This window comes from Faecalibacterium prausnitzii, from assembly GCF_019967995.1.
GTDB classification, from domain to species: Bacteria; Bacillota; Clostridia; order Oscillospirales; family Ruminococcaceae; genus Faecalibacterium; species Faecalibacterium prausnitzii_E.
Window position 1 is genome coordinate 2,813,537 of record NZ_CP065377.1, and the last position, 26,261, is coordinate 2,839,797.

17 protein-coding genes and 3 rRNA genes are annotated in these 26,261 nt (G+C 59.4%); 8 read left to right on the plus strand and 12 right to left on the minus strand.

Features of this window, described 5'->3' with window-relative positions; genetic code table 11:
- Positions 1-6 precede the first annotated feature (6 nt).
- The 11 genes from I5P96_RS13600 to I5P96_RS13650 form a co-directional block, all read right to left on the minus strand.
- Positions 7-156 (minus strand): hypothetical protein, encoded by a 150-nt coding sequence (locus tag I5P96_RS13600; RefSeq protein WP_223382580.1) that lies wholly within the window; start codon positions 154-156, stop codon positions 7-9.
- Between the two features lies 1 nt (position 157).
- On the minus strand, positions 158-937 hold the full coding sequence (locus tag I5P96_RS13605) for a TSUP family transporter (protein ID WP_223382581.1): 780 nt from the start codon (positions 935-937) through the stop codon (positions 158-160).
- A 90-nt stretch (positions 938-1,027) separates the two neighbouring features.
- Positions 1,028-1,879, minus strand: a complete 852-nt coding sequence (locus I5P96_RS13610; RefSeq protein ID WP_223382582.1) for a serine hydrolase — start codon at positions 1,877-1,879, stop codon at positions 1,028-1,030.
- Positions 1,880-1,901: 22 nt separating this feature from the next.
- Positions 1,902-2,903 (minus strand): dipeptidase, encoded by a 1,002-nt coding sequence (locus I5P96_RS13615; protein WP_223382583.1) that lies wholly within the window; start codon positions 2,901-2,903, stop codon positions 1,902-1,904.
- Positions 2,904-3,070: 167 nt separating this feature from the next.
- Positions 3,071-4,054, minus strand: coding sequence for a C40 family peptidase (locus I5P96_RS13620; protein WP_223382584.1), 984 nt, complete (start codon positions 4,052-4,054; stop codon positions 3,071-3,073).
- Positions 4,051-7,377, minus strand: coding sequence for a DEAD/DEAH box helicase (locus tag I5P96_RS13625; protein ID WP_223382585.1), 3,327 nt, complete (start codon positions 7,375-7,377; stop codon positions 4,051-4,053). Before I5P96_RS13625 ends, I5P96_RS13620 begins: the two co-directional genes overlap by 4 nt.
- 125 nt (positions 7,378-7,502) lie before the next feature.
- Positions 7,503-8,024, minus strand: a complete 522-nt coding sequence (locus tag I5P96_RS13630) for a GNAT family N-acetyltransferase (protein WP_223382586.1) — start codon at positions 8,022-8,024, stop codon at positions 7,503-7,505.
- Positions 8,025-8,786: a hypothetical protein gene (locus tag I5P96_RS13635; protein WP_223382587.1), complete on the minus strand. Its 762-nt coding sequence runs from the start codon at positions 8,784-8,786 to the stop codon at positions 8,025-8,027.
- A 99-nt stretch (positions 8,787-8,885) separates the two neighbouring features.
- Positions 8,886-9,002 (minus strand): 5S ribosomal RNA (rrf, locus tag I5P96_RS13640).
- A 126-nt stretch (positions 9,003-9,128) separates the two neighbouring features.
- A 23S ribosomal RNA gene (locus tag I5P96_RS13645) occupies positions 9,129-11,963 on the minus strand.
- Positions 11,964-12,231: 268 nt separating this feature from the next.
- Positions 12,232-13,742, minus strand: a 16S ribosomal RNA gene (locus tag I5P96_RS13650).
- The 16S, 23S and 5S rRNA genes sit together here, the layout of an rRNA operon.
- 845 nt (positions 13,743-14,587) lie before the next feature.
- Here I5P96_RS13650 and nrdD point away from each other — a divergent pair.
- Both nrdD and nrdG read left to right on the plus strand, forming a co-directional pair.
- Positions 14,588-16,759, plus strand: a complete 2,172-nt coding sequence (nrdD, locus tag I5P96_RS13655; RefSeq protein WP_223382588.1) for an anaerobic ribonucleoside-triphosphate reductase — start codon at positions 14,588-14,590, stop codon at positions 16,757-16,759.
- Between the two features lie 117 nt (positions 16,760-16,876).
- Positions 16,877-17,428 carry an anaerobic ribonucleoside-triphosphate reductase activating protein gene (gene nrdG, locus I5P96_RS13660; RefSeq protein WP_223383764.1) on the plus strand — a complete coding sequence of 184 codons (552 nt, stop codon included), beginning with the start codon at positions 16,877-16,879 and terminating at the stop codon, positions 17,426-17,428.
- 53 nt (positions 17,429-17,481) lie between these two features.
- Here nrdG and I5P96_RS13665 read toward each other — a convergent pair whose 3' ends face one another.
- Positions 17,482-19,266: a glycoside hydrolase family 2 protein gene (locus I5P96_RS13665; RefSeq protein WP_223382589.1), complete on the minus strand. Its 1,785-nt coding sequence runs from the start codon at positions 19,264-19,266 to the stop codon at positions 17,482-17,484.
- 144 nt (positions 19,267-19,410) lie between these two features.
- On the opposite strand from I5P96_RS13665, the gene I5P96_RS13670 reads away from it, so the two are divergent.
- From I5P96_RS13670 to I5P96_RS13695, 6 genes are all read left to right on the plus strand, one after another.
- A complete protein-coding gene (locus I5P96_RS13670) occupies positions 19,411-20,133 on the plus strand; it encodes a DUF4830 domain-containing protein (RefSeq protein ID WP_097793010.1) in 723 nt (240 codons plus the stop codon).
- A 197-nt stretch (positions 20,134-20,330) separates the two neighbouring features.
- Positions 20,331-20,594, plus strand: coding sequence for an HPr family phosphocarrier protein (locus I5P96_RS13675; RefSeq protein ID WP_097793011.1), 264 nt, complete (start codon positions 20,331-20,333; stop codon positions 20,592-20,594).
- An 80-nt stretch (positions 20,595-20,674) separates the two neighbouring features.
- Positions 20,675-22,321: a phosphoenolpyruvate--protein phosphotransferase gene (gene ptsP, locus I5P96_RS13680; RefSeq protein ID WP_223382590.1), complete on the plus strand. Its 1,647-nt coding sequence runs from the start codon at positions 20,675-20,677 to the stop codon at positions 22,319-22,321.
- 224 nt (positions 22,322-22,545) lie between these two features.
- Positions 22,546-23,736, plus strand: a complete 1,191-nt coding sequence (locus I5P96_RS13685; protein WP_223382591.1) for a cation diffusion facilitator family transporter — start codon at positions 22,546-22,548, stop codon at positions 23,734-23,736.
- 21 nt (positions 23,737-23,757) lie between these two features.
- Positions 23,758-24,945: a pyridoxal phosphate-dependent aminotransferase gene (locus tag I5P96_RS13690; RefSeq protein WP_223382592.1), complete on the plus strand. Its 1,188-nt coding sequence runs from the start codon at positions 23,758-23,760 to the stop codon at positions 24,943-24,945.
- 85 nt (positions 24,946-25,030) lie between these two features.
- Positions 25,031-26,239: an NADP-dependent isocitrate dehydrogenase gene (locus I5P96_RS13695; protein WP_223382593.1), complete on the plus strand. Its 1,209-nt coding sequence runs from the start codon at positions 25,031-25,033 to the stop codon at positions 26,237-26,239.
- Positions 26,240-26,261: the final 22 nt, after the last annotated feature.

Sequence of the window (26,261 nt, forward strand, 5' to 3'; positions counted from 1 at the left end):
TTTTGTTTATGCGCCTATCTGGGACCAGTCGATGTCTTCCGCGTCCACAAATTCGTCGTTTTCCGCCTCATTCAGGAGCTTTGCTTCTTCCGGCGTCAGTTTTGTGAAATCCGGGTCCCACGCCAGAACCAGTTTTTTGATTAATTTATGTATCATTTTACAACACCGCGTCCGAAACGAGCTTGCCCAGCAGGAGCACCAGCACCACGAGCATCATGGGGCGGATGAACTTGGCGCCGTTCTTCAGGGCAAAATGCGACCCCAGCAGGTTGCCCACGATGCCGCTGACGGCGCAGGGGATGCCCACCGAAAAGACCACCAGCCCGTTCATCAGGTAGGTGACCAGACTGGCGTAGTTGCTGGCAAGGTTGAGCACCTTGGCGTTGCCGCCTGCCGTGCGCAGGTCAAAGCCCATCAGAGTGGTAAAGGCGATGATGGCAAAGGTCCCGGTGCCGGGGCCGAAGATGCCATCGTACAGGCCGATGCCCAGACCGATGGCCAGAGCCAGCACGGCTTTTTTGGCCGTCAGGGTGCCGTCGTCGCGGTTCTCGTCCGGCAGATTCCGCCGCCACAGGATGAGCACGGCCGCGATGGGCAGGATGACGAGCATCATGGCCCGCAGCGCCTCATCGCTGAGCAGCAGCACGATGTGGGAGCCAAGGGCACTGCCCACAAAGCTGCCCGCTGCTGCCAGCAGGCCCACTTTGATGTTCATGGCACCCTTTTGGAAAAACTGCGCCGTGGCAAAGGTGGTGCCGCAGGCGGCGCTGAATTTGTTGGTGCCGTAGGTGTAGTGGGCCGGGAGCCCCGCAAACAGGTAGGCCGGCAGGCTGATGAGTCCGCCGCCGCCCGCTGCCGAGTCCACAAAGCCCGCAAAGCCGGTCATGCACATCAGGAAGACCAGCATCAGCGGGGAGATCGTTATACTTTCTGTCATGTTTCCCTCTATTTTTCACGTCATTGTATATTTTTTCGGTTTTTCACGGCCGGTTCCTCCGGGAGGAGCCGACGGGGCACCGCGAACGGGTCAGTCCAGATACAGTCTGCCCTCGCAGGCCAGGATCTGGTCCAGGATCATCCGGGAGACGCGGGCACCGTAGACCATGGAGGGGTGGTCGTTGTACTCGATGATATCATGGAAGTCTTTGTTCATCAGCACGATGACATACTCGCCGTAAGGGGTGTGGACGATACCGCCGTCGTTGCGGCAGGCGTTCATGCTGCCGCTCTTGCTGGCCACCCAGATGCGTTCCGGTTCGCCGGTCTCCTCGCAGTCCAGATAGAACTGCGGGAAATCGTGGGTCAGCATGGTATTGTAGTGCTGCTGGCGGAAGATGGTCAGCATCTCCGCGCTGGCCTCTCTGCTGACGAGGGTGCCCTTTGCCACCTGCGCAAACAGCGCCGCGTAATCGCGGGGGGTAGTGGTGCCAAGGTCGCGGTAGCGGTCAAAGTGGAGCGGATTGTGCAGCACCGTGTGGGCAAAGCCCAGCTCCCGGATGCAGGCGTTGATCGTATCCAGCCCCAGATAGTCGATGATCATATTGGTGGCGATGTTGTCCGAGCAGATGATCATCATGGTGGCGGTGTCCTTCACCTTGAGCGCTGCGCCCACACCCAGCGCCCGCAGCATACCGGAGCCGTCCACGAACTGGCTTTCCTCGTAGGTGATGCGCTCGTCCAGGCTGGCCTTGCCCCGGCTGACCTGCAGATACAGCGCCGCCAGGATGAATGCCTTGATGGTCGAGGCCGTCTCGAACGCTTCATCGGCCCCGATCTCGACCGTGCGGCCCTGCAGGTCGTCCACAAAAACGCTCATCTTGCCCTGATAGGAGTACAGCTCGGCCGCGATCCGCTTTTCCAGCGTCATATTTTTATCCATTTCGGAATCTTTCCCTTTCTATTTACAGATTTTTCTCGAAGAAGCGCTGGGCGTTGCGGAAGAAGATCTGCTCCACCTCGTCCTCGGTGAAGCCTTCCTTCCGCAGCGCGTCGGCCAGCAGCGGAAGTTTGGAGCAGTCGCCCATTTCCAGCTTGCCGCCGATGCCGTCAAAGTCGCTGCCCAGGCCGATGATCTCAATGCCGCCCACCTGCTTGAAATGGGCTGCGTGCCGGGCCATCAGAGCCGTGGTGCTGCGGCAGAGTTCCGGGCGCGGCTGGTCATCCAGGAAGCCGGAGCAGTAGTTCAGGCCCACGAGACCGCCCTTTTCGGCCATGACGCGGATCATCTCGTCGGTCAGGTTGCGGCAGTGGGGTGCCAGAGCGCGGCAGTTGGAGTGGCTGGCCGCAAAGGGGCGGGTGCTGTGCTCCGCGATATCCCAGAACCCCCGGTCGGACAGGTGGCTCACGTCCACGATCATGTGCAGGCGCTCCATCTCGGCCAGAAATTCAAACCCGCGCTCCTTCAGGCCGGTCTCGGTGTTGGGCTTGCAGGGCCAGATGTCCCCGCCCCCGCCGGGCACCACATTGGGGCTGGCCAGCTCGTTTTCGTGGTTCCAGGTCAAGGTCATCATGCGGGCACCCAGCTCATACATCTGCCGCAGCACACCCAGGCTGCCCTTGCAGCAGCCGCCCTCCTCGATGGTCAGCATTCCGCTGATCTTTCCGGCCTGCGCGTTGCGGCGGATGTCCTCCGGGCGGTAGACCGGCGCGATCTGGTCGGAATACTTCGCCATGATCCGCTTGAACACATCCACCTCTTCCAGCGCCGTCACCAGCGGGTCTGCGCCGGGGGTCGGGTCGCTCAGGTTCACAAAGGCGGCAAAGCATTGCAGCATGTAGTCGCCCTTATGCAGCTTTTCCAGATCAATGTGCAGATCATTGGTTGCAAAGCTCTTGGCTTCGCCCCGCCGCTCGGCATAGCGCAGTTCGCTCAGGGTATCACAATGGAGATCAAAGACTTTCATAACGTATCGTCCTTTCTGCTATCGTTCCTTCGTACAACCTCTCCGTCATGGCTTCGCAATGCCGCCTCTCCTTGTAGGAGAGGCCTTGGCAGTCCGTGCAGCGTTCCCGGCTTTGCCCAAAGCGCCCCCTTCGGGGGAGCTGACAGGTGGAGCGAGACGGAGCGGGTTCAAAACAAACTTCCCACCGCATACAGGCTCTTCACCAGATCTTCCCGGTAGAGCGGGTCGTCCGGGTCCAGGCTGTTGAGCACCACGCCGCCGCTCCCCGCGGCACCGGTGGAGTGGATGTACCGCCCCTCGCCCAGATAGAGCGCGATGTGGCCGGGGAAGTAGAGCGCATCGCCGCGCCGGACCTGTTCCTTCGGGATCTCGTGCATGGGCCAGCCCTCCACGAGACGGGCGTCCCGGTAGATGAGGACGCCGCACTGCATGTAGGCGCTGCTCACGAGGCCGGAGCAGTCGATGCCCCGGCCCGACTTGCCGCCCCAGCGGTACTCTGTGCCCAGATACCGTTTGGCCTGCTCGGCCAGCGCATTCCGGAACGCTTCCTCGCTGCCGCCGTACCAGCGGTCAAGGGCACGGGGCACAAGCTCTTCGGGCCTGCACCCCTCGGCCAGTGCCAGTGCCTCGTCGAAGCGGCGGCCTGCCTGCTGGGTGAGCACCGCCGTCATCGGCCAGCGCACCGGCTCCAGCGCCACAGCCCGGACATAGCCGGTCCGGCCATCCACGAGCCGGACCAGCGCCCAGCCGTCATGAGGGGTCTCTTCGGGCAGGCGGCGCAGCAGCGCCCCGCGCTCCAGCTCCAGCAGCCGGACGCCCTGCACCTTGGGCAGGGTCAGCACATCGGTCGCGCGGCCCGCCATCACCCATTCGGCGGCAAGGTAGCTCCGCAGTTCCGCTTCCCCGCAGAACCGCAGCTCCGATGCGAACACATAGCCGTGATAGCCGTAAAAGCTGACCACCTCAGCCATCTCCTCCGGCAGCGTTACGCCCTCTGCCGTCACGCCGCCGGGGGCTGTGCGCACCTGGCAGACCTGCCCATACAGGCCCTCGTCCCCGATGGTGGAGACGACCCCCGCGTCGCTTTCCTTCGTCGTTTCGGTCAGGTCGTAAATGGTCACGACCGGCCGTGCAAAAATCGCAAAGTTCATGGTTCCGGCACCTCCAACAATTCCAGCAGCTCTTCCGGCTTCATCGACAGGATCGCGCCGTCGGCGCTGCCCGTCACCGTCTCGGCCAGCGACTGCTTGGCCTGCTGCAATGCAACGATCTTTTCTTCAATGGTATCCTGTGCAATGAGCTTGTACACCTGCACCGGGTTCTGCTGGCCGATGCGGTAGGCACGGTCGGTGGCCTGGTTCTGCGCTGCCACGTTCCACCACGGGTCGTAGTGGATGACGATGTCAGCGGCGGTCAGATTCAGGCCGGTGCCGCCCGCCCGCAGCGAGATGAGGAAAACGCTCACCTCGCCCCCGTTGAACCGCCGCACCAGTTCGGCGCGGACCGGCTTCGGGGTCGAGCCCTGCAGCGTGAAGTGGCTGATGCCTGCTTCATCCAGACGTTTGGCCAGCAGGTCCAGCATGGAGGTGAACTGGCTAAACAGCAGGATGCGGTGCCCGCCCTCCACGGCGGAGGTCACCAGCTCGGTGCAGGCGTCCAGCTTGGCGCTGCCGCCCTCCCAGTTGTCAGCGATGAGGTGCGGGTCGCAGCAGATCTCCCGCAGCCGCATCAGCACGGCAAACACGGCCATCTTGTCTTCGGGTTTGGCCGCCTTGAGCTTTTCGCGGGCATCCAGCACCGCCGCCAGATAGAGCTTGCGCTGTTCTTCTTCCAGCTCGATGCGGTAGATGTTCTCGGTCTTGGGCGGCAGCTCTTTCAGCACCTCCGCCTTCATGCGGCGGAGGATGAACGGCCCGGTCAGCTGGTTCAGCCGCCGCACCGCCGTCGGGTCGTTCTCCTGCACGATGGGCTTTTCGAACCGGGTGCAGAAGCTCTTGTAGGGCGGCAGATAACCCGGCATCAGGAAGGAGAAGATGCTCCACAGCTCACCCAGCCGGTTTTCCACCGGCGTACCGGTCAGCGCAAAGCGCACCCGGCTGTTCACCCGGCACACGGCCTTGTATTTCTGGGTGGTATGGTTCTTGATGGCCTGCGCCTCATCCAGGATGCAGGCATAGAATTTCCGGTCTGCATACAGCGCCTCGTCGCGGCGGAGCAGGTCGTAGCTCGTCACCACAAGGTCTGCTCCCTCCCACTGTTCGGCCAGAGCCGCGCGGTGGGCTGCGCCGCCGTCCACAACGATACAGCGCAGCTCCGGCGTGAACTTCTGGCACTCTTCGGCCCAGTTCAGCACCAGCGACGCTGGGCAGACGATGAGACTGGGCAGGGCCTCCTCCCCCAGCTCCTTGATGGAGAGCAGGTAGCTCAGCACCTGCACCGTTTTGCCCAGGCCCATATCATCGGCCAGAATGCCGCCCATGCCGTAGCCGTCCAGCGTCCGCAGCCAGCGGTAGCCATCGCGCTGGTACTTTCGCAATACTTTTTGTAGGGAAGCAGGTGGAGTATACTCGCTGTCCTTTACCGCATGGAAGCTGCGGCTGATCCGCCGGAACGCATCGTCGCGGTTGAAGTGGATCCCGCTCTGCCCCGACAGCGCCCGGTCCAGACTCGGTGCCCGGTAAAGAGGCAGTTCCGCGTGGTTCTTGCTCAGCTTGACCCCGGAGAGTTCCAGCGTCTCGTTCAGCTCGTCCAGCCCTTCGAACTCCTCGTCCAGCTTGAGCAGGCGGCCATCCCGCAGGCGGTGGTAGCGTTTTTTCTGGTGGAGCGACTTCAGCAGGGCCTTCAGCTCCCCCACCGGAAACGCACCGGTGTCCACTTCCAGGTCGAGGACGCTTCCATGCACCGACACCCCCACCGAGATCTTCGGCGGCGGGGCCTGCAGATTGCGGAACGCATCGGTCAGGTAGACTTCGCCCTCATTGATCAGCACCGGGACGCCCTCGTCCAGAAAGCGGTAGACCGATTCCTCCTCGGATGCGTTGTACTGCATCGGCCCCACGCCCGGCTGCAAATACCGGCCAAGCAGGCGGGCAGCGCGGTTCTCAGTGCGGGCATCCCGCAGCAGGCCCTGCGGCGGCGGAGCAAAGGGCGTCACGCGATCCTCGCCGTACAAAAATTCCAGATGGGCGCTCACGGTCCCCATCTGCGGCGCATCCAGATAGAACTGCGTCACCGGCGCCAGCGGGATCTGGTTCAGCAGCAGCCGTTCCGGGTCTTCGATGGTCACATAGCGGCCCAGTTCCGGCAGCACATAGCTGCAAAAAGCCGTGGCGTCCCCGCTCGTAAAGAACAGATTTCTTCCGCTCAGCCCCCGGAACGCAGGCAGCATCCGGGCGGTGGCCGCACGATCCAGCCGCCAGATGGTATCCTCGCTGTAAAGGTAATCAAAATCCAGCCCTTTGATCGAACCCAGCGACGGCCGCACGTTGATCTGCACACCGCCGCGCCGCCGTTCCACCTGGATCGTCAGGGAGGGGATGCCTTCCTTTAAGGCATAGCCGCCCAGCTCGTGCCGGTCGGCATACAGGTTCACAAGGGCGTCAAAAGCCTCTCCCGTCAGCGTGATGCCGCCGGCCGGGCCGGTCTCCGCGTAGCGGCTTGTGGTATAGCCCCGCGTTTCCAGCTGCTGCCGGTTGATGATCTCCCGCCGCAGCAGGTTCAGCAGCTGCCGGGCCTCCGGCGTAAAGGCATCCCACCGGTGCTGGAACGCCAGCGATTTTCCGTAGCTGACAACCTGGTTGTTTTCAATATGCGACAGCAGTTCCTCCAGGCTCTTGACCACATAGGGCCGTCCGCCGTCCGAGATGCGGAGCCGCAGCCAGGGTGTGCCGCCCTGCAGCACGGTCAGTTCCGGTTCCAGCTCCACAAAGCCGGTGCGCTGGGGCAGGATGCTGTCCTCCACTTCGGAGAGCTCTCCTTCCCGATAAGTGCGCAGCAGGGCGCGGGCCTCCGGGTCCGATTCTGGCTCATCGCCCCGCCATTTCCGCCCGAACAGCATTTGCAACCCGGAGGCATAGCTGTCCTTCCGGGCTGGTTCCGGCTCTTCGGGCAGGTTGGCCGTGCCCCGCACGACGCCTGGGATCGCGGTGAGGCCGATCTTGGAGGGACACGATTTCTGCGTCTGCGCCGTTTCTTTTTGGTCATACAGCAGAAGCGCCCCGATATGTTTGCAGAACAGGCCGTTGCCATTGTCATTATAGGGGCAGGTACAGCTCGCGCTGACAAAGCTGCCGTTCTGGCGCAGCCATGCCTCAGTCTCATACAGATCGTCTCCGCTGCCCTCCACCTCTGCGCTCAGATGCCGGACCCCATTCTCTTCGGTCTTGCATTCATACGATTCGATGCGTTTCACATATTTTTTTGCCCGTGCAAAGATCGCACTGCCCAGCAGATACTGGATCTCTTCCATATCCATCCCGGTTTCCCTCCCCCTGCGAGCTCTATTGGTTAAGCATACCGCACCGGTGGGCCAGATGCAAGGCTTTTGCATAAAAAAATCCGCCGCCTCTTGAAGAAGAGACAGCGGAAATCGCGCGGCATTCATTCTTTTTCCAGGAAATAGCACACCAGGTCAGTCGGGCCGCGTTCGGCATGGCACATCGCTTTGTGCTCCACACCCTCATAGACGAACCCCAGCTGTTTCAGCAGCGCACCGGACGCCGTATTATAAGCATAGTGTCCTCCAGTGAACAGCACGGTATCCGTCTGTTCAAAATAGGTCCGCACCACCGCGGCCAATGCTTCACGTGCGTATCCCTTCCGGCGGGCATCCGGTGCAACTTCAATGCCCAGGTCCCAGCCCGGAACAGCCCGTCCGGCGTCCATCATCGAAATCACTGCAACGACCCGCCCGGTCTTCTTTTCCACCACACTGTATCGGGTCTGCCCCGCAAATTTCTGCATCAAGCGGCCATATTCCTCATCCATCGCATCAAAGGCATGGTAGCCTCCGCAGTCCAGCGTGGTCTGCTCGTCCGAAAAAATTGCAAATACATCTTCGGCATCCTCTACCGCAAACTGCCGGAGCAGCAAGCGAGGTGTTTCAATAGGTAAAATGTCCATTTATTTCTCCCAATAGATCTTATAAATATGCGCAAACTGACTGGGGGCGCTCAGAAGAGCCGCGCCATCCGAAAGAACGGTCAGCGTATCGCCTGCCGAAAGCGCCTTGACGTCCACCTGCTCTTCGTCCCGCGTCCGCAGCTTTCCTGAGATGCCGTGGATTACATACTCTTTTCCCTCTGCATCCGAAGCCATCAGGTGGTCGTTTGCCGCATCCAGTGCCGTGATGGTCACAGTGGTCTGTACGCTGTTCGAGGCCAGGATCGCTTCGATCTTCTGGTAAGCGGCCGTTCCACCTGGAAAAACATAGGCCTTTTTCCCGTTCACGAGGCAGATCCGGCGGTCGGGATAGAACGCCAGCCAGAGTTTTACCTCTTCCTCCGTTCCGAATTGCAGGATCACATCCTGAGTACCCGCATCAAATGTGTCCTGGTTGATGCAGGGCAGATAGACCAGGCTGTTCAGATAGTGTCCCAGTGCACCATACAGCTCGGTCAGACGGTCGGTCTGGAAATCGTTCAGCTCTGCATCCCCCAGGAACGCGTCCAAACGCAGTTCTGCCACTGCGAGCAGCTCGCTGTCCCGGATGGGCTTCGTGATCTTTTGATTCCGGTAAACGGCCAGCGAGCCGAATGCAGCTGCCAGAAACAGCACGACTCCGGCCGCAGCCAGAATCCGCTTTTTCTTTTTCGTCACCTTCGCGGCAGCAAGAAAGCCCACAAAACACACGGCAAAGGGCAGCAGACACATGACCCCATCCATTTCCGGCACCTCCCTTACGGTCGTTTCTTTCATTCTACCAGAGCGGGTCCCAAAGTGCAACAAAAACGCCCTAAGATTTCTCTTAGAGCGTTTCGATCAAGTCGGCGACTACCTATTTTCACAAGCCGTTTCCAGCTAACTATCTTGGGCACGAGTGAGCTTAACTACTGTGTTCGGAATGGGAACAGGTGGGACCTCACCGTCATCGTCACCGACCATATGACTGGTTCAGTATACCATACGGCCTACTGTTTGTCCAGTGTTTTTTAGAAGGACGTGCCTTCAAAACTGAATAATCACTGCTAACATTTTTTCGTTGACTCTTTGAGTCTCAAGCGAATTGTGGTCAAGCCCTCGATCTATTAGTACACACTTGCTGAATGGATCGCTCCACTTACACATCGTGCCTATCAACCTTGTAGTCTTCAAGGGATCTTACTTGCTTTAAGCAATGGGATATCTTATCTTTGGGTCGGCTTCACGCTTAGATGCTTTCAGCGTTTATCCGATCCGTACGTAGTTGCCCAGCTATGCTCCTGGCGGAACAACTGGTGCGCCAGAGGTACGTCCGTCCCGGTCCTCTCGTACTAGGGACAGCTCCCATCAAATATCCTGCGCCCACGACAGATAGGGACCGAACTGTCTCACGACGTTCTGAACCCAGCTCGCGTACCGCTTTAATTGGCGAACAGCCAAACCCTTGGGACCGAATACAGCCCCAGGATGCGATGAGCCGACATCGAGGTGCCAAACCTCCCCGTCGATGTGGACTCTTGGGGGAGATCAGCCTGTTATCCCCAGGGTAACTTTTATCCGTTGAGCGATGGCATTTCCACTCACATACCACCGGATCACTAACTCCAACTTTCGTTACTGCTCGACCCGTCAGTCTCGCAGTTAGGCTCGCTTCTGCGTTTGCACTCTTTTGCTTGATTTCCGTTCAAGCTGAGCGAACCTTTGAACGCCTCCGTTACTCTTTAGGAGGCGACCGCCCCAGTCAAACTGCCCACCTAACAATGTCCCCCGACTCGATTCAGAGCCGCAGGTTAGAATTCCAATATCGCAAGGATGGTATCCCAACGTCCTCTCCATGACCGCCAAAGCGATCACTTCCCAGAGTCCCATCTATCCTGTGCATGCAACATCGAAACCCAATATTAGGCTACAGTAAAGCTCCATGGGGTCTTTCCGTCTTGTCGCGGGTAACCGGCATCTTCACCGGTACTACAATTTCGCCGGGCGGGCTGTTGAGACAGTGCCCAAATCATTACGCCTTTCATGCGGGTCAGAACTTACCTGACAAGGAATTTCGCTACCTTAGGACCGTTATAGTTACGGCCGCCGTTCACTGGGGCTTCGATTCAATGCTTGCACATCTCCTCTTAACCTTCCAGCACCGGGCAGGCGTCAGCTCGTATACGTCATCTTTCGATTTAGCACAAACCTGTGTTTTTGGTAAACAGTTGCTTGGGCCGATTCTCTGCGGCTCCATCTCTGGAGCACCCCTTCTCCCGAAGTTACGGGGTCAATTTGCCGAGTTCCTTAACAACCCTTCTCCCGTTGGCCTTAGAATCTTCTTCCTACCTACCTGTGTCGGTTTGCGGTACGGGCACCTCAGAAATCCACACAGCTTTTCTCGCCATCTTCCATCCCAGACTTCGGTACTATTTTCCCTCGATCTCTACCGGAACCAACACCCGGCTCTGAGACTTCTTATGTGTCCCTGTGCTTAACTCTTTTGGTGGTGACGGAATCTCTACCGTCTGTGCATCGGCTACGCCTTCCGGCCTCACCTTAGCTCCCGACTAACTTGGAGCGGACGAACCTTCCTCCAAAAACCTGAGGCTTTCGGCCATGCAGATTCTCACTGCATTCGCGCTACTCATTCCGGCATTCTCACTTCTATACACTCCACAGCCGCTTGCGCTACTGTTTCGCCGCGTATACAACGCTCCCCTACCCAACGTATTACTACATTGCCTAAGCTTCGGTGCCAGGTTTAGCCCCGTTAAATTCTCCGCGCAAAGACGCTCGACCAGTGAGCTATTACGCACTCTTTGAATGAGTGGCTGCTTCTGAGCCAACATCCTGGTTGTCTGCGTATCTTCACATCGTTTTCCACTTAACCTGACTTTGGGACCTTAGCTGTAGATCTGGGCTGTTTCCCTTTTGACAATGACATTTATCTGACACTGTCTGACTCCCAGGCATCAATATTCTGGCATTCTGAGTTTGATAAGCTTCGCTAACCTCTCGGCCGCTAGGCTATTCAGTGCTTTACCTCCAGATATCTAACCTGAGGCTAGTCCTAAAACTATTTCGGGGAGAACCAGCTATCTCCGGGTTCGATTGGAATTTCTCCGCTACCCACAGTTCATCCGCCGCCTTTTCAACGGAGGTCGGTTCGGTCCTCCATGGAATTTTACTTCCACTTCAACCTGACCATGGGTAGGTCACCCGGTTTCGGGCCCATTGTATGCAACTTAACGCCCTTTTCAAACTCGCTTTCGCTTCGGCTCCAGTCCTGAAGACCTTAACCTTGCTGCATACAATCGCTCGCCGGACCGTTCTACAAAAAGTACCCTATCACACTTTGACGTGCTCTAGGTGCTTGTAGGCACAGGGTTTCAGGTTCTTTTTCACTCCCCTCCCGGGGTGCTTTTCACCTTTCCTTCACAGTACTATACGCTATCGGTCACTGGGTAGTATTTAGGGTTGGAGGGTGGTCCCCCCATCTTCCGACCAGGTTTCACGTGTCTGGCCGTACTCTGGAACTTGCTCAGCTCTTGTCATTTTCACCTACGTGGTTCTCACACTCTCTGACCGGCCTTCCCATGCCGTTCGGTTAACAACTCAAGTCTTAAATGCAGTCCGTACCCCGGAAGTCTTTCGACTCCCGGTTTGCCCTCTTCCGCGTTCGCTCGCCACTACTTACGGAATCTCGTTTGATGTCTCTTCCTCGCCCTACTTAGATGTTTCAGTTCAGGCGGTTCCCTCGATCTACCTATTTTGAAGTTCAGTAGATCGTACCTGAGTATGAACCCAGGTGAGTTTCCTCATTCAGAAATCTCCGGATCAATGCTTATTTGCAGCTCCCCGAAGCTTATCGCAGCTTATCACGTCTTTCATCGGCTCCCAGTGCCAAGGCATTCGCCCTGCGCCCTTGTTCGCTTGACCTTTCAAACGTTCTTTCAAGAACATTTGGTATCCTCTTGATTCTCTCTTGCCAACGAAGATTATGTTACCCTTCCTTTTGAAATTGTAATATTTCTTAAAAAGAACTTACTATAATCTTTGTTTCGCAGTTATTATTCAGTTTTCAAGGTACGTCTTTGAGTTCCCTTTTCAGGGCCCTCAAAATCGAACAATATCTACTCTACTTGTCTCTGTCACCTGTTCCAGAAAGAAACCATCTTCGATGCTTTCTTCCTGCCTGACTCCTTAGAAAGGAGGTGATCCAGCCGCAGGTTCTCCTACGGCTACCTTGTTACGACTTCACCCCAATCACCAGTTTTACCTTCGGCGGCGTCCTCCTTGCGGTTAGACTACCGACTTCGGGTCCCCCCGGCTCTCATGGTGTGACGGGCGGTGTGTACAAGGCCCGGGAACGTATTCACCGTGGCATGCTGATCCACGATTACTAGCAATTCCGACTTCGTGCAGGCGAGTTGCAGCCTGCAGTCCGAACTGGGACGTTGTTTCTGAGTTTTGCTCCACCTCGCGGTCTTGCTTCTCTTTGTTTAACGCCATTGTAGTACGTGTGTAGCCCAAGTCATAAAGGGCATGATGATTTGACGTCATCCCCACCTTCCTCCGTTTTGTCAACGGCAGTCTGGCCAGAGTCCTCTTGCGTAGTAACTGACCATAAGGGTTGCGCTCGTTGCGGGACTTAACCCAACATCTCACGACACGAGCTGACGACAACCATGCACCACCTGTCTCTGCGTCCCGAAGGAAAGACATATTTCTATGTCCGTCGCAGGATGTCAAGACTTGGTAAGGTTCTTCGCGTTGCGTCGAATTAAACCACATACTCCACTGCTTGTGCGGGCCCCCGTCAATTCCTTTGAGTTTCAACCTTGCGGTCGTACTCCCCAGGTGGATTACTTATTGTGTTAACTGCGGCACTGAAGGGGTCAATCCTCCAACACCTAGTAATCATCGTTTACGGTGTGGACTACCAGGGTATCTAATCCTGTTTGCTACCCACACTTTCGAGCCTCAGCGTCAGTTGGTGCCCAGTAGGCCGCCTTCGCCACTGGTGTTCCTCCCGATATCTACGCATTCCACCGCTACACCGGGAATTCCGCCTACCTCTGCACTACTCAAGAAAAACAGTTTTGAAAGCAGTTCATGGGTTGAGCCCATGGATTTCACTTCCAACTTGTCTTCCCGCCTGCGCTCCCTTTACACCCAGTAATTCCGGACAACGCTTGTGACCTACGTTTTACCGCGGCTGCTGGCACGTAGTTAGCCGTCACTTCCTTGTTGAGTACCGTCATTATCTTCCTCAACAACAGGAGTTTACAATCCGAAGACCTTCTTCCTCCACGCGGCGTCGCTGCATCAGGGTTTCCCCCATTGTGCAATATTCCCCACTGCTGCCTCCCGTAGGAGTCTGGGCCGTGTCTCAGTCCCAATGTGGCCGTTCAACCTCTCAGTCCGGCTACCGATCGTCGCCTTGGTGGGCCATTACCTCACCAACTAGCTAATCGGACGCGAGGCCATCTCAAAGCGGATTGCTCCTTTTCCCTCTGGTCGATGCCGACCCGTGGGCTTATGCGGTATTAGCAGTCGTTTCCAACTGTTGTCCCCCTCTTTGAGGCAGGTTCCTCACGCGTTACTCACCCGTTCGCCACTCGCTCAGAGAAGCAAGCTCCTCTTTGCTCGTTCGACTTGCATGTGTTAGGCGCGCCGCCAGCGTTCGTCCTGAGCCAGGATCAAACTCTTTATAAATGATATTTATCACTTAAAAAGTGTTAAATCTTTTTCGCTCAGTACGCAATCGCTTGCGTCCTGTGTGAATTACTTTGTTTGGAATTGTTTACCGTGTTTTTCCAACACGAAAATAGGTTCCGTTACAAGTTTTTCGATATTGTTCAATTTTCAAGGTCCTGTGCGCCTCAGCCAACCGGCTGACAGCTTGATTATTTTATCACAGAAGTGATTTTTTGTCAAGCACTTTTTTCGAAGCGTTTCGAACGTTCTGAACTTGGATCGCTTCAGATTTCTCAGAACTGACTGGAATCTTTCAGCGTCTATTGGTTCTTTTCTTTCGCTTCTCAGCTGGGACTTCGGAAGTCATTCTTTTGTCTCAGCGCTTGGCGCTCAAGTATAATACCATACACCCGCCCGTTTGGCAACCCCTTTTTTCAACTTTTTTGCCCTTTTTTCTCGGTTCGGCCTTTTTACCAGTTTTTTGCGTGAAACTTGCCTCTCCTTTGACGCGATGGATACAACAGTTTATTTTCTGCTTTCTCTCCCTATATAATGTAATAATATAAGGCCTGCGTATAGATACAGACGGATATTACGGGCCGGAATGCAGATACTTTTCTTGTGCGATTTGTCAAGCCCTCCGGTCTCAAATTTTGCTCCGAAAATCTTCCCGGATTTTTGGCGAAAGCGACGAAGCACAAAATGTAGTGGTTTTCCCATTGACATATCACTAAATAGTGATATCATAGAATCACATTCCGATGAACGCATTTCAGAAGATCTGCGGGCGGCTCCTGTTCCGGGAGACGCCCGTTTGAACTGCGGCAGAAAACCACAACGCGACAGAAAGATGGAGGAACGCCATGAAGATCATCAAGCGCAACGGGTCCGAGGTCCCGTTCGATATCACCAAGATCATCACCGCTGTTACCAAGGCCAGTGATTCCGTGGGCGGCAAGAGCCGCCTGACCCGCGAGCAGATCAACCAGATCGCCGACGACGTCACGGAGCAGTGCCAGGCGCTCAACCGCGCCGTCAGCGTGGAAGAGATCCAGGATATGGTCGAGAACAAGCTGATGGACATGAAGGCGCACGACATCGCCCGCCATTATATCACCTACCGCTATATCCAGAGCCTGAAGCGCCAGACCAACACCACCGATGAGCGCATCCTGAGCCTGATCGAGTGCCAGAACGAGGAAGTCAAGCAGGAGAACGCCAACAAGAACCCCACCGTCAACAGTGTGCAGCGCGACTACATGGCCGGTGAGATCTCCAAAGACCTGACCGCCCGCCTGCTGCTGGACCCGGAGATCGTCAAGGCGCATCAGGAGGGCCTGATCCACTTCCACGATTCCGACTACTTCGCACAGCACATGCACAACTGCGACCTGGTCAACCTGGAAGATATGCTCCAGAACGGCACTGTCATCTCCGGTACCTATATCGAGAAGCCCCACAGCTTCTCCACCGCCTGCAACATCGCGACCCAGATCATCGCGCAGGTCGCCTCCAACCAGTACGGCGGCCAGAGCATCAGTCTGACCCATCTGGCTCCCTTTGTGGACGTCTCCCGCCGGAAGATCGCCAACGAGGTCGAGGTCGAGATGGAGGGTCTGGATGTTTCCGCTGAGCGGAAGAAGGAGATCGTCGAGCGCCGCCTGCGCAATGAGATCAACCGCGGCGTCCAGACCATCCAGTATCAGGTCGTCACCCTGATGACCACCAATGGTCAGGCCCCCTTCATCACCGTCTTCATGTATCTGGGCGAAGCCCGCAACGCACAGGAGAAGGCCGACCTGGCCATCATCATCGAGGAGACCATCCGCCAGCGCTATCAGGGCGTCAAGAACGAAGCCGGTGTCTGGATCACCCCCGCCTTCCCCAAGCTCATCTATGTGCTGGAAGAGGACAACATCCGCCCCGGCACCCCCTATTACTACCTGACGGAGCTGGCCGCCAAGTGCACCGCCAAGCGGATGGTGCCCGACTATATCTCCGAGAAGAAGATGCTGGAGCTGAAGGTGGACAAAAACGGCGAAGGCCACTGCTACACCTGCATGGGCTGCCGCAGCTTCCTGACCCCCTATGTGGACCCGGAGACCGGAAAACCCAAGTACTATGGCCGCTTCAATCAGGGCGTCGTCACCATCAACCTGGTGGACGTGGCCCTGTCCTCCGGCGGCAACTTTGACAAGTTCTGGAAGATCTTCGATGAGCGTCTCGACCTGTGCCACCGCGCCCTGCAGGCACGGCATAAGCGTCTGCTGGGCACCCCCAGCGACGCCGCCCCCATCCTGTGGCAGTACGGCGCACTGGCCCGCCTGAAGAAGGGCGAGAAGATCGACAAACTGCTCTTCGGCGGCTACTCGACCATCAGCCTGGGGTATGCCGGCCTGTATGAGTGCGTCAAGTATATGACCGGCCGCAGCCACACCGATGCCGGTGCAAAGCCCTTTGCCCTGAGTGTGATGCAGCACATGAACGACAAGTGCAATGAGTGGAAGAAGGCCGAGAACATGGACTACTCCCTCTACGGCACCCCGCTGGAATCCACCACTTACAAGTTCGCCAAGTGCCTGCAAAAGCGGTTCGGCATCGTGCCCGGCATCACGGACAAGAACTATATCACCAACAGCTACCACGTCCACGTCTCCGAGCCGATCGACGCCTTCACCAAGCTGAAGTTCGAGAGCGAGTTCCAGAAGCTTTCGCCGGGCGGTGCCATCAGCTATGTGGAAGTGCCCAATATGCAGGACAATCTGGAAGCCGTCATGAGCGTACTCCAGTTCATCTACGACAACATCATGTATGCGGAGCTGAACACCAAGTCCGACTACTGCCAGTGCTGCGGCTACGACGGCGAGATCCGGATCGTGGAGGACGACGGCAAGCTGGTCTGGGAGTGCCCCAAGTGCGGCAACCGCGACCAGAACAAACTGAACGTCGCCCGCCGCACCTGCGGCTACATCGGCACCCAGTTCTGGAACCAGGGCCGCACCCAGGAGATCAAGGATCGGGTCCTGCACCTGTAACCCTCTCAGGCGCTTTGCGCCAGCTCCCCCCAAAAAGGGGAGCCATTGGCAACCGACAAAAAGCATCATCAAATGGAAAAGCAAAGCAGCGCGCTCTGCTTTCAGGTTTCATCCGTCATGAATTACGCTACCATCAAATATTACGATATCGCCAACGGCCCCGGTGTGCGCACCAGCGTCTTCGTTTCCGGGTGCCGCCATCACTGCCCCGGCTGCTTCAATGCGGTGGCCTGGGATTTCGGCTACGGCAAGCCCTTCGACAAGGCCGTCCGCAACGAGATCTTCGCCTCCTGCCAGCCGGACTATATCGCCGGGCTGAGCCTGCTGGGCGGCGAACCCATGGAGCCGGAGAACCAGCGGGAGCTTCTGCCCTTTGTGCGGAACTTCAAGGCCCTCTACCCCCATAAAACGGTCTGGTGCTACTCCGGCTACACCTGGGAGCAGCTGACCGGCACGGAGCCCTGCGCCGCCCGGTGCGAAGTCACCGATGAACTGCTGGCCCTGCTGGACGTCCTCGTGGACGGCCGGTTCGTGGAGGCTCAGCATGACATCACTCTGCGCTTCCGCGGCAGCTCCAACCAGCGGCTGCTGGATGTGCCCCGGTCTCTTGCCGCCGGGCAGCCCATGTGGTGGGAGGACGAACAGGTCTTTGCGACTCACACGATGTGATCTTACAAAAAAGCAGACATGCCGCCGTTTCCGGTGCTGCATGTCTGCTTTTTCTATGCCTGTTTCAGGACCTTTTCAAACTCTGCTTCCAATGCTTCGTTCACCGCGCGGACGGCGGCCGGGTCGGGCTTGACCGCCTGCCGGTCGTAGGTGAACAGGCCGTTCACCTCGTCCTCCACATCGCTGACCTGGGTGTACACCAGAGCCGACAGCCCGTTCCGGAGCTGCGGGAGCACCGTTTCCAATTGCAGTTTCCGGTAGCGCCCGGTCAGCTCGGCGCGGCTCTTTGCCGTGCCGTAGCCGTAGGTCCTGCGGGGCGGCTCGTGGCCGGGCATCGGCCAGGCGATGCCGCCATATTCGCTGAGCGCAACGGTGCGGCGGCCGGGCCGGAGATGGAGCGGATAGAAATAGTTGTGGCGGGAGTCCACATCGCCGCCGCCCTGGTCATACCACCCGCTGGCCTCGTCCACCAGACGGTCGGAGTCGAGGGTGCGGAGCGTCTCGACTGCCTGCGCGGCATCGAACTGCCCCCACCCCTCGTTGAAGGGCACCCAGCAGCCGATGCAGGGATGCCCCCGCAGGGCCTCCACCGTTGCTTCCAGCTCCCGGCCGTATTCTTCCCGGCTGGCCTCGCTGCGGCGGCTCAGCAGACCCCGGAGGGCCGCTGTGTCGGGCAGTTTCCGCAGCAGCGGCTGCAGCACGTTGGTCAGGTAGGTCACGAACCACAGCCGGTACGGCTCGCCGCCGTTCACCATGTCCTGCCAGACGATGAGGCCCAGCTTATCGCAGTGGTAATACCACCGCTGCGGCTCAATCTTCGCGTGTTTGCGCAGCAGGTTGAAGCCCAGTTCCTTGATGGTCTGCAATTCGTGCACTACCGCCGCGTCGGACGGCGGGGTATACAGGCCCTCCGGCCAGTAGCCCTGGTCGAGCAGACCGTTCAGCAGGAGGGGCCGGTCGTTCAGGCAGAAGCGCAGCACGCCCTTTGCATCGGGCGCACAGCTCCACTTCCGCAGGGCGAAATAGCTGTGCACCGTGTCGAAGCTCTCTTCCTCCCCCTGGGTCGTACCGACGGTCAGGTCGTAGAGGAAGGGGCTGTCCGGGCTCCACGGGAAGAAATGCTCCTCCGGGATGTTCAGCGTCACCGCGCCGTCCCGGTCGGCCTCGTCGCTGCCCCAGTCCTCTGCGATGGTCACGCCGCCGGCCCGCACCACCGCCCAAAGGTTCACCGCCCCGCCGGGCTTTGCCGTGCGGGCCTGAACGGTCACGGTCCGGGCGTCGTAGTCCGGGGTGACGGTCAGCGTCTCGATGTAGTTGTCCGGCACCCGCTCCAGCCAGACGGTCTGCCAGATGCCGCTCTGGGCCGGGTAGAACATCCCGCCGGGCCGGAGCGTCTGTTTGCCCCGCGCCTGCACCCCGGCCCCGGTGGGGTCCTGCACAGCCACCCACAGGCGGTTGTGGTCGGCGTTCAGGGCCTCGGTGATGTCGAACGTAAAGGGCCAGTAGCCGCCCCGGTGGCCGCCCACCAGATGCCCGTTGACCTGCACGGCGCAGGCGTAGTCCACGGCACCGAAGTGGAGCAGCACCCGGCCCCCGGAACCGGCAGGCGGGGCAAAGCTGCGGTGGTAGTGGAGCCACTCGCCGGGCTGAAGGGTCCGCCCCACGCCGGAAGCCCGCGTCTCCGGGGAATAGGGCACGAGGATGTCGCCCTCCCACTGCCTGGGCAGCTGCGCCGACTTCGTGATGGCGAACTGCCACAGACCGTTCAGGGATTCGAAACTGTCCCGCCGCAGGGCAGGGCGCGGGTATTCCGGCAGAGGATGCTGCGTTTTGGTCATCGTGGTCACCGCTTTCTGGCGTTTTGGCCTGTTCTGCCCCCATTCTAGCACAGAAAAACAGACTTGTATAGCGGCTTGCCGTATATCCCGCCGCCGCAGCGCATACAATGCTTCCAGAACCAAACAAGGGTGGGAGGCATGGGCATGTTTGTGGTAACGCTGAACAAGGCAAGTCTGAAGAAGGTCGGCATCGGGGCCATGTGCTGTGCGCTGGTGGCGTTCAGTGCGCTGCTGGGGCGGTACATCAGCACCCGCACGGTGGCGGTCTCGGCCAGCGGAAACAAGATCGAGAGCGCACAGGACATCCAGACCTGGTTCACCGGCTACGGCCTGGATGTGGACGGCGCATCCATCACGGCGGATAAGGTCAAGATCCCCCGCAAATGGGACGACAGCTTCTCCGCCTTCAATGGGGTGGTGCAGCAGAGCGGGCTGGACCTGACCCGCTACAAGGGGAAGACTGTCGAAAAATGGACGGCGCTCATCCCCGCCGCCAGCAAGGGCGACCTGAGCCAGTACGGTGTACTGCTGGTCTACCGGAAAAAGGCCATCGGAGCCTATCTGCTCGAAAAGCCCTCCGGCACCGTGACCGGCCTCAAGGACGCCCAGAGCGCCGCCCTGGCCGAAGAGCAGCAGGCCGAGCAGGTCTCCGGTGAGGATTACAGCGGCGACTGGGGCGAACGACACGACGAAGAGCTGGGAGCTTCCGACCAGGCCCAGCAGACCTCCGGCGAGGACTTCAGCGGCGACTGGGGCGAGCGCCACGACGAGGAGCTGGGGGCTTCCGGGCAGGCACAGCAGACTTCCGGCGAGGACTACACCTACACCGACCTTCCGCTGGATGCTGAGGGGTATCCCGTCGAATAACCTGCGTTGAAAATTTTCCACCAAAAATTCTGTGGAACTATACCAAAAAAGTTGCATGAAAATCAGCGAAATGGGATAATGAAAAAACCACGAATGAGGTTTATAATATAGGTAGTGTATCCCGCAGCAGGATTGGGCTGCCTCCGGCGCGGCCGATGGCCCCGGAGCATGATGAAGGGGATACCCAGTAAGGAGAAATGATCATGAAGGAATTTCAGTACACTGTCAAGGATGCCTGCGGCATCCACGCACGTCCCGCCGGCCTGCTGGTCAAGGTCGTCAAGGGCTTTTCCAGCACCGCTACCCTCGAAAAGAACGGCAAGACCTGCGACCTGCGCAAGCTGATGGCTCTGATGGGCATGGGCGTCAAGCAGGGCGAGACCGTCACCGTCAAGGTCGAGGGCGAGGATGAGGAGGCTGCAGCTGCAGCCATCCAGCAGTTCCTGACCGAGAACGTCTGAGGACAAGCGAGCCAAAGCCCTTGCGGGACCTTCCTGCGGGGGCTTTTTCGCACATCTGAAATGAGAAGGAGATATGAACGATGCAGGTAGGCACCGGTAAAAGCATCCTGAATGGGATCGCCATTGGCAAACTGAAGCTTTACAAGAAAAAGAACGCCGTCATCTCGGCCGCCGACGTCACCGACACCGCCGCTGAGGAAGCCCGCTTCGAAGACGCCCGCGCCAAGGCCATCGACCAGCAGACCGCCCTTTACGAAAAGGCGCTGGACGAGGCTGGTGAGGACATCGCCGAGGTGTTCAACATCCACGCCATGATGCTGGACGACGACGACTTCGTGGACGCCATCAAGGAGATCATCAACGGCCAGCACAAGTGTGCCGAGTACGCCGTCAAGACCGCCGGGGACAACCAGGCCGCCGTCTTCGCCGCCATGGACGACCCGTATCTGCAGGCCCGCAGCGCCGACGTCATCGACATCGCGCAGGCCATGCTGGATATCTTGCAGGGCGTGGACAACGCCACGCTGCAGGGCACAGAGCCCAGCATCCTCGTGGCCGAGGATCTGGCCCCCTCCGAGACGGTCCGGATGGACAAGAGCCTGCTGCTGGGCTTCATCACCCGCGAGGGCAGCTCCAACAGCCACACCGCCATTCTGGCCCGCAGCATGAACATCCCCGCCCTGATCCAGTGCAAGGAGATCCAGGACGACTGGGACGGCAAGATGGCCGTGGTGGACGGCTACAACGCCTGCGTGTATGTAGACCCCACCCCCGATCTGCTGGAGAGCCTGACCAAGCGTCAGCAGGAAGACCAGAAGAAGCTCGCCCTCCTCTCCGAGCTCAAGGGCAAGCCCAACACCACGCTGGACGGCAAGACCATCAACGTCTTCGCCAACATCGGCGGCATAAGCGATGTGGGTGCCGTGCAGCAGAACGACGCCGGCGGCGTGGGCCTGTTCCGCACCGAATTCGTCTACCTGAACTGCAAGGACTTCCCCACCGAGGACTACCAGTTCGAAGCCTACAAGCAAGTGATGGAGAGCCTGGCCCCCAAGAAGGTCGTCGTCCGCACCTGTGACATCGGTGCCGACAAGACCGTCGATTACATGAAGCTCGACCATGAGGACAACCCCGCCCTGGGCTACCGCGCCATCCGCATCTGCCTGACCCGCCGGGACTTCTTCAAGACCCAGCTGCGGGCTCTGCTCCGCGCTTCGGCCTACGGCAACATGAGCATCATGTTCCCCATGATCTCCAGCCTGCGGGAGCTGCAGGATGCCAAGGCCGTCCTCGAAGAGTGCAAGCAGGAGCTGACCGCTGAGGGCAAAAAGTTCAGCAGCAGCATCGAGGTCGGCACCATGATCGAGACCCCCGCCGCCGTCCTCATCGCCGACGACCTGGCCGCCGAGTGTGACTTCTTCTCCATCGGCACCAACGACCTGACCCAGTACACCTGTGCGCTGGACCGCCAGAACGCCAAGCTGGAACCCTTCTTCGACCCGCACCACCCGGCTGTGCTCAAGGCCATCCAGATGACCATTGAGGCAGGCCACCGCCACGGCATCTGGGTCGGCATCTGCGGCGAGCTGGGCGCGGACACCGCCCTCACCGAGACCTTCCTCCGGATGGGTGTGGACGAGCTTTCCATGAACGCCAAGAGCATCCTGCCCGTGCGCAAGATCATCCGCAGCGTCAACCTGAGCAAGCCCTCCGCCAAGAACATCTGAGTCCCGCGTTTTCCTGCATTCACAGCCCCCTCTGCGGCCCCTTTCCGCCGCCCTGGGGGCTGTTTTCTATCCCATCGTTTCCGGGCAGACACGACCGAATTTCATGTTTTGCCGCCGCAACAAGCCGCGCTTTCATCCCGAAACGCTTCCCAACACGAAAGCAACATGCTATACTAGGTGCAAATCATTCTGCCGCCAAATTTATCGTATCAGGAGAGATTGGCATGACCCAATTATTGATCCGTTTGTTTATCCGGGACCCGGACGACACCCGCGACCCCGCCGTCCGCACCGCCTACGGCAACCTGGCCAGCCTGGTCGGCATGGCCTGCAATCTGCTGCTCTGCATCGGCAAACTGGTTGCCGGCACCCTGTTCGGCTCCATCGCCATCATGGCAGATGCTCTGAACAACCTGTCGGACGCTTCGTCCAACATCGTCAGCCTCATCGGCTTCCGGCTGGCCGCCAAGGCCCCGGACGCCGAGCACCCCTACGGCCACGCCCGGTACGAATACCTTGCCGGGCTGGTGGTCAGCGTCACCATCCTGGCCATCGGCCTTTCGCTGGGCAAGGAATCGGTGGTGAAAGTCCTCCATCCCACGCCCGTCATCTTCAGCTGGCTCAGCATCGGTGTGCTGGCTGCTTCCATCGCCGTCAAGCTCTGGATGAGCCGCTTCAACCGCACCGTAGGGCAGCGCATCGCCTCCGAGACGCTGCTCGCCACCGCTGCCGACAGCCGCAACGACGTGCTGACCACGAGCGCCGTCCTGCTCTCCACCATCCTGTGCAGTGCCACGGGCTGGAACATCCTCGACGGCCTCATGGGCGTGGCGGTGGCCGCGTTCATCCTCTGGTCCGGCTGGGGCCTCGTGATGGACACCCTCAGCCCGCTGCTGGGCGAAACGCCCTCGCCGGAGCTGGTGGCGCACATCGAGCGGACCGTCATGTCCTACCCTGGTGTGCTGGGCGTACACGACCTTATGGTCCACGATTACGGCCCCGGCCACCAGTTCGCTTCGCTCCACGTCGAGTTCCCGGCCGAAAGCGACCCGCTGGCGGCCCATGACGTCATCGACAACATCGAGCGGGATTTCCTGAAAAAAGACAACCTGCAGGTCACCATCCACTACGACCCCATCGTGACCTCGGACGCCAAGGTCGGTGTGCTGCGCACCCGCCTGACGGAGCACCTCCGCCAGCTGGACCCGCAGCTCTCCATCCACGACCTGCGCATCGTCCCCGGTGACACCCACACCAACGTCCTGTTCGATCTGGCCTTCCCCGCCGGGTACACCGGCGATACGGACGCCGTCATGGCCGAGATGTGCCGTTTCGTCACCGGGCAGGACCCGAACTACAGCTGCATCATCAAGCTGGAGCAGAGCTATGCCGCTGTGCCCCAAAGCCCGAAATAACATCATCAGGGGGAAGTATTTATGTTGAACGAGACCTACCGCGGGATGCTGGCGCACAAGAGCGTCATCCGCGAGACCTTCATGTACGGCAAGCAGCGCGCCGCCGAGATCGGCTATGAGAACGTCTTCGATTACTCGCTGGGCAACCCCAGTGTGCCCTGCCCGCCGCAGTTCACCCAGGCGATGCAGAACCTGCTGGAGACCGAAGGGCCGGTAGACCTCCACGGCTACTGCCCCAGCCAGGGCGACCCCGGTTTCCGCACCGCCGTGGCCGACCACCTGGCCAAGACCTTCGGCCTGCCCTATGCGCAGAAGGACATCTTCCCCACGACCGGTGCCGCCGGTGCCATCGCCCATGCCATCCGCGCCGTGACCCAGCCCGGCGACGAGGTGCTGACCTTCGCCCCCTACTTCCCGGAATACGGCCCCTACGTCGCGGGCACCGGGGCCTGCCTCAAGGTCGTGCCGCCGCAGGCCCCGGCCTTTCAGCCGAACCTCGACGCTTTTGCGGAGATGCTGACCGAGCAGGTCGCCTGCGTCCTCATCAACACCCCCAACAACCCCACCGGCGTGGTCTACTCCGCCGAAACGCTGACCCGCATGGCCGAGCTGCTGACCGAAAAGAGCCGGGCCTACGGCCACACCATCTATCTCGTCAGCGACGAGCCCTACCGCGACATCGCCTTCGACGGCAGACCGGTGCCCTACCCCGCCGCCTTCTACCCCCACACCCTCACCTGCTTCTCGTTCTCCAAGAGCCTGAGCCTGCCGGGCGAGCGCCTGGGGTATGTGGCGGTCCGCCCCGGCTGCGAGGGCGAAGACCTTCTCGTGGACATGATGGCCCAGATCTCCCGCTTCACCGGCCACAACTGCCCGCCCAGCATCATCCAACGGGCCGTCAGCCGCTGCCTGAACGTCACCAGCGATCTGTCCGTCTACGAGACCAACATGAACCTGCTGTACGACAAGCTCAAGGCCCTTGGTTTCGAGGTCGAGCGCCCCGGCGGCACGTTCTATATCTTCCCGAAGGCGTTGGAAGAGGACGCCAACGCCTTCTGTCTGCGGGCCCGCGCCTACGATCTGCTGCTCGTCCCCAGTGACAGCTTCGGCGTCAAAGGCTATGTGCGCCTGGCCTACTGCATCGACACCGAAAAGGTCGAGCGCAGCCTGCCCGCACTGGAAAAGCTGGCGGCATCCTACCGCAAATGAACCGACTTCCCCCGGCGTACAGCTGGCAATGCCGCCGGGGTCGAAGATATCCGTCTGTTATGATCGAGAGGAAAGGGAAAGAACTATGGAAAAGATCAAGATGACCACCCCGCTGGTGGAGATGGACGGCGACGAGATGACCCGTGTGCTCTGGCAGGTCATCAAGGACGAGCTCATCCTGCCGTTCGTGGACCTCAAGACCGAGTATTATGACCTCGGCCTGCCCAACCGTGACGCCACCCGCGACCAGGTGACCCTCGACGCCGCCGAGGCCAACAAGAAATACGGCGTGGCCGTCAAGTGCGCCACCATCACCCCCAACGCCCAGCGGATGGAGGAGTACCAGCTCCATGAGATGTGGAAAAGTCCCAACGGCACCATCCGCGCTGCGCTGGACGGCACGGTCTTCCGCGCGCCCATTATGATCGACGGCATCAAGCCCGCCGTCAAGTACTGGAAGAAGCCCATCACCATCGCCCGCCACGCCTACGGTGACGTCTACAAGGCCACCGAGTTCCGCATCCCCGGCCCCGGCAAAGCGGAGCTGCGTTTCACCGGCGCGGACGGCACCCAGCAGTCCGCCACCATCTACGACTTCGAGTGCGGCGGTGTCCTGCAGGGCCAGTACAACAAGGACAGCTCCATCCGCAGCTTCGCCCGCAGCTGCTTCAACTACGCGCTGGACCAGAAGCAGGACCTCTGGTTCGGTGCCAAGGATACCATCTCCAAGAAATACGACCACACCTTCAAGGACATCTTCCAGGAGGTCTACGACACCGAATACAAGGCCCGGTTCGAGGCCGCCGGTCTGGAATACTTCTACAGCCTCATCGACGACATCGTGGCCCGCGTCATCCGCAGCGAAGGCGGCTTCGTCTGGGCCTGCAAGAACTACGACGGCGACGTCATGAGCGACATGGTCTCCACCGCCTTCGGCTCCCTGGCCATGATGACCAGCGTTCTTGTCAGCCCGGACGGCAAGTTCGAGTTCGAAGCCGCCCACGGCACCGTCACCCGCCACTACTACAAGTACCTCAAGGGCGAGGCCACTTCCACCAACCCCATGGCCACCATCTTCGCCTGGAGCGGTGCTCTGAAAAAGCGCGGCGAACTCGACAGCCTGCCCGACCTCGTCCACTTCGGCGAGGCCCTGGAAGCCGCCAGCCTCCAGACCCTCAACGACGGCATCATGACCAAAGACCTGTGCGGCCTTGCCGAGGGCATCACCCCCACCCCCGTGGACAGCCTCGGCTTCATCCGCGCCATCCGCGAGCGGCTGGAGAAGAAGTTCTGAGCCGCAGGAAGACTTGCATAAA

Bases quoted from the DNA above. Each gene is read 5' to 3' on its own strand.
- I5P96_RS13600 (WP_223382580.1), bottom strand. From the start codon at position 156: ATGATACATAAATTAATCAAAAAACTGGTTCTGGCGTGGGACCCGGAT.
- I5P96_RS13605 (WP_223382581.1), bottom strand. From the start codon at position 937: ATGACAGAAAGTATAACGATCTCCCCGCTGATGCTGGTCTTCCTGATG.
- I5P96_RS13610 (WP_223382582.1), bottom strand. From the start codon at position 1,879: ATGGATAAAAATATGACGCTGGAAAAGCGGATCGCGGCCGAGCTGTAC.
- I5P96_RS13615 (WP_223382583.1), bottom strand. From the start codon at position 2,903: ATGAAAGTCTTTGATCTCCATTGTGATACCCTGAGCGAACTGCGCTAT.
- I5P96_RS13620 (WP_223382584.1), bottom strand. From the start codon at position 4,054: ATGAACTTTGCGATTTTTGCACGGCCGGTCGTGACCATTTACGACCTG.
- I5P96_RS13625 (WP_223382585.1), bottom strand. From the start codon at position 7,377: ATGGATATGGAAGAGATCCAGTATCTGCTGGGCAGTGCGATCTTTGCA.
- I5P96_RS13630 (WP_223382586.1), bottom strand. From the start codon at position 8,024: ATGGACATTTTACCTATTGAAACACCTCGCTTGCTGCTCCGGCAGTTT.
- I5P96_RS13635 (WP_223382587.1), bottom strand. From the start codon at position 8,786: ATGGATGGGGTCATGTGTCTGCTGCCCTTTGCCGTGTGTTTTGTGGGC.
- nrdD (WP_223382588.1), top strand. From the start codon at position 14,588: ATGAAGATCATCAAGCGCAACGGGTCCGAGGTCCCGTTCGATATCACC.
- nrdG (WP_223383764.1), top strand. From the start codon at position 16,877: ATGAATTACGCTACCATCAAATATTACGATATCGCCAACGGCCCCGGT.
- I5P96_RS13665 (WP_223382589.1), bottom strand. From the start codon at position 19,266: ATGACCAAAACGCAGCATCCTCTGCCGGAATACCCGCGCCCTGCCCTG.
- I5P96_RS13670 (WP_097793010.1), top strand. From the start codon at position 19,411: ATGTTTGTGGTAACGCTGAACAAGGCAAGTCTGAAGAAGGTCGGCATC.
- I5P96_RS13675 (WP_097793011.1), top strand. From the start codon at position 20,331: ATGATCATGAAGGAATTTCAGTACACTGTCAAGGATGCCTGCGGCATC.
- ptsP (WP_223382590.1), top strand. From the start codon at position 20,675: ATGCAGGTAGGCACCGGTAAAAGCATCCTGAATGGGATCGCCATTGGC.
- I5P96_RS13685 (WP_223382591.1), top strand. From the start codon at position 22,546: ATGACCCAATTATTGATCCGTTTGTTTATCCGGGACCCGGACGACACC.
- I5P96_RS13690 (WP_223382592.1), top strand. From the start codon at position 23,758: ATGTTGAACGAGACCTACCGCGGGATGCTGGCGCACAAGAGCGTCATC.
- I5P96_RS13695 (WP_223382593.1), top strand. From the start codon at position 25,031: ATGGAAAAGATCAAGATGACCACCCCGCTGGTGGAGATGGACGGCGAC.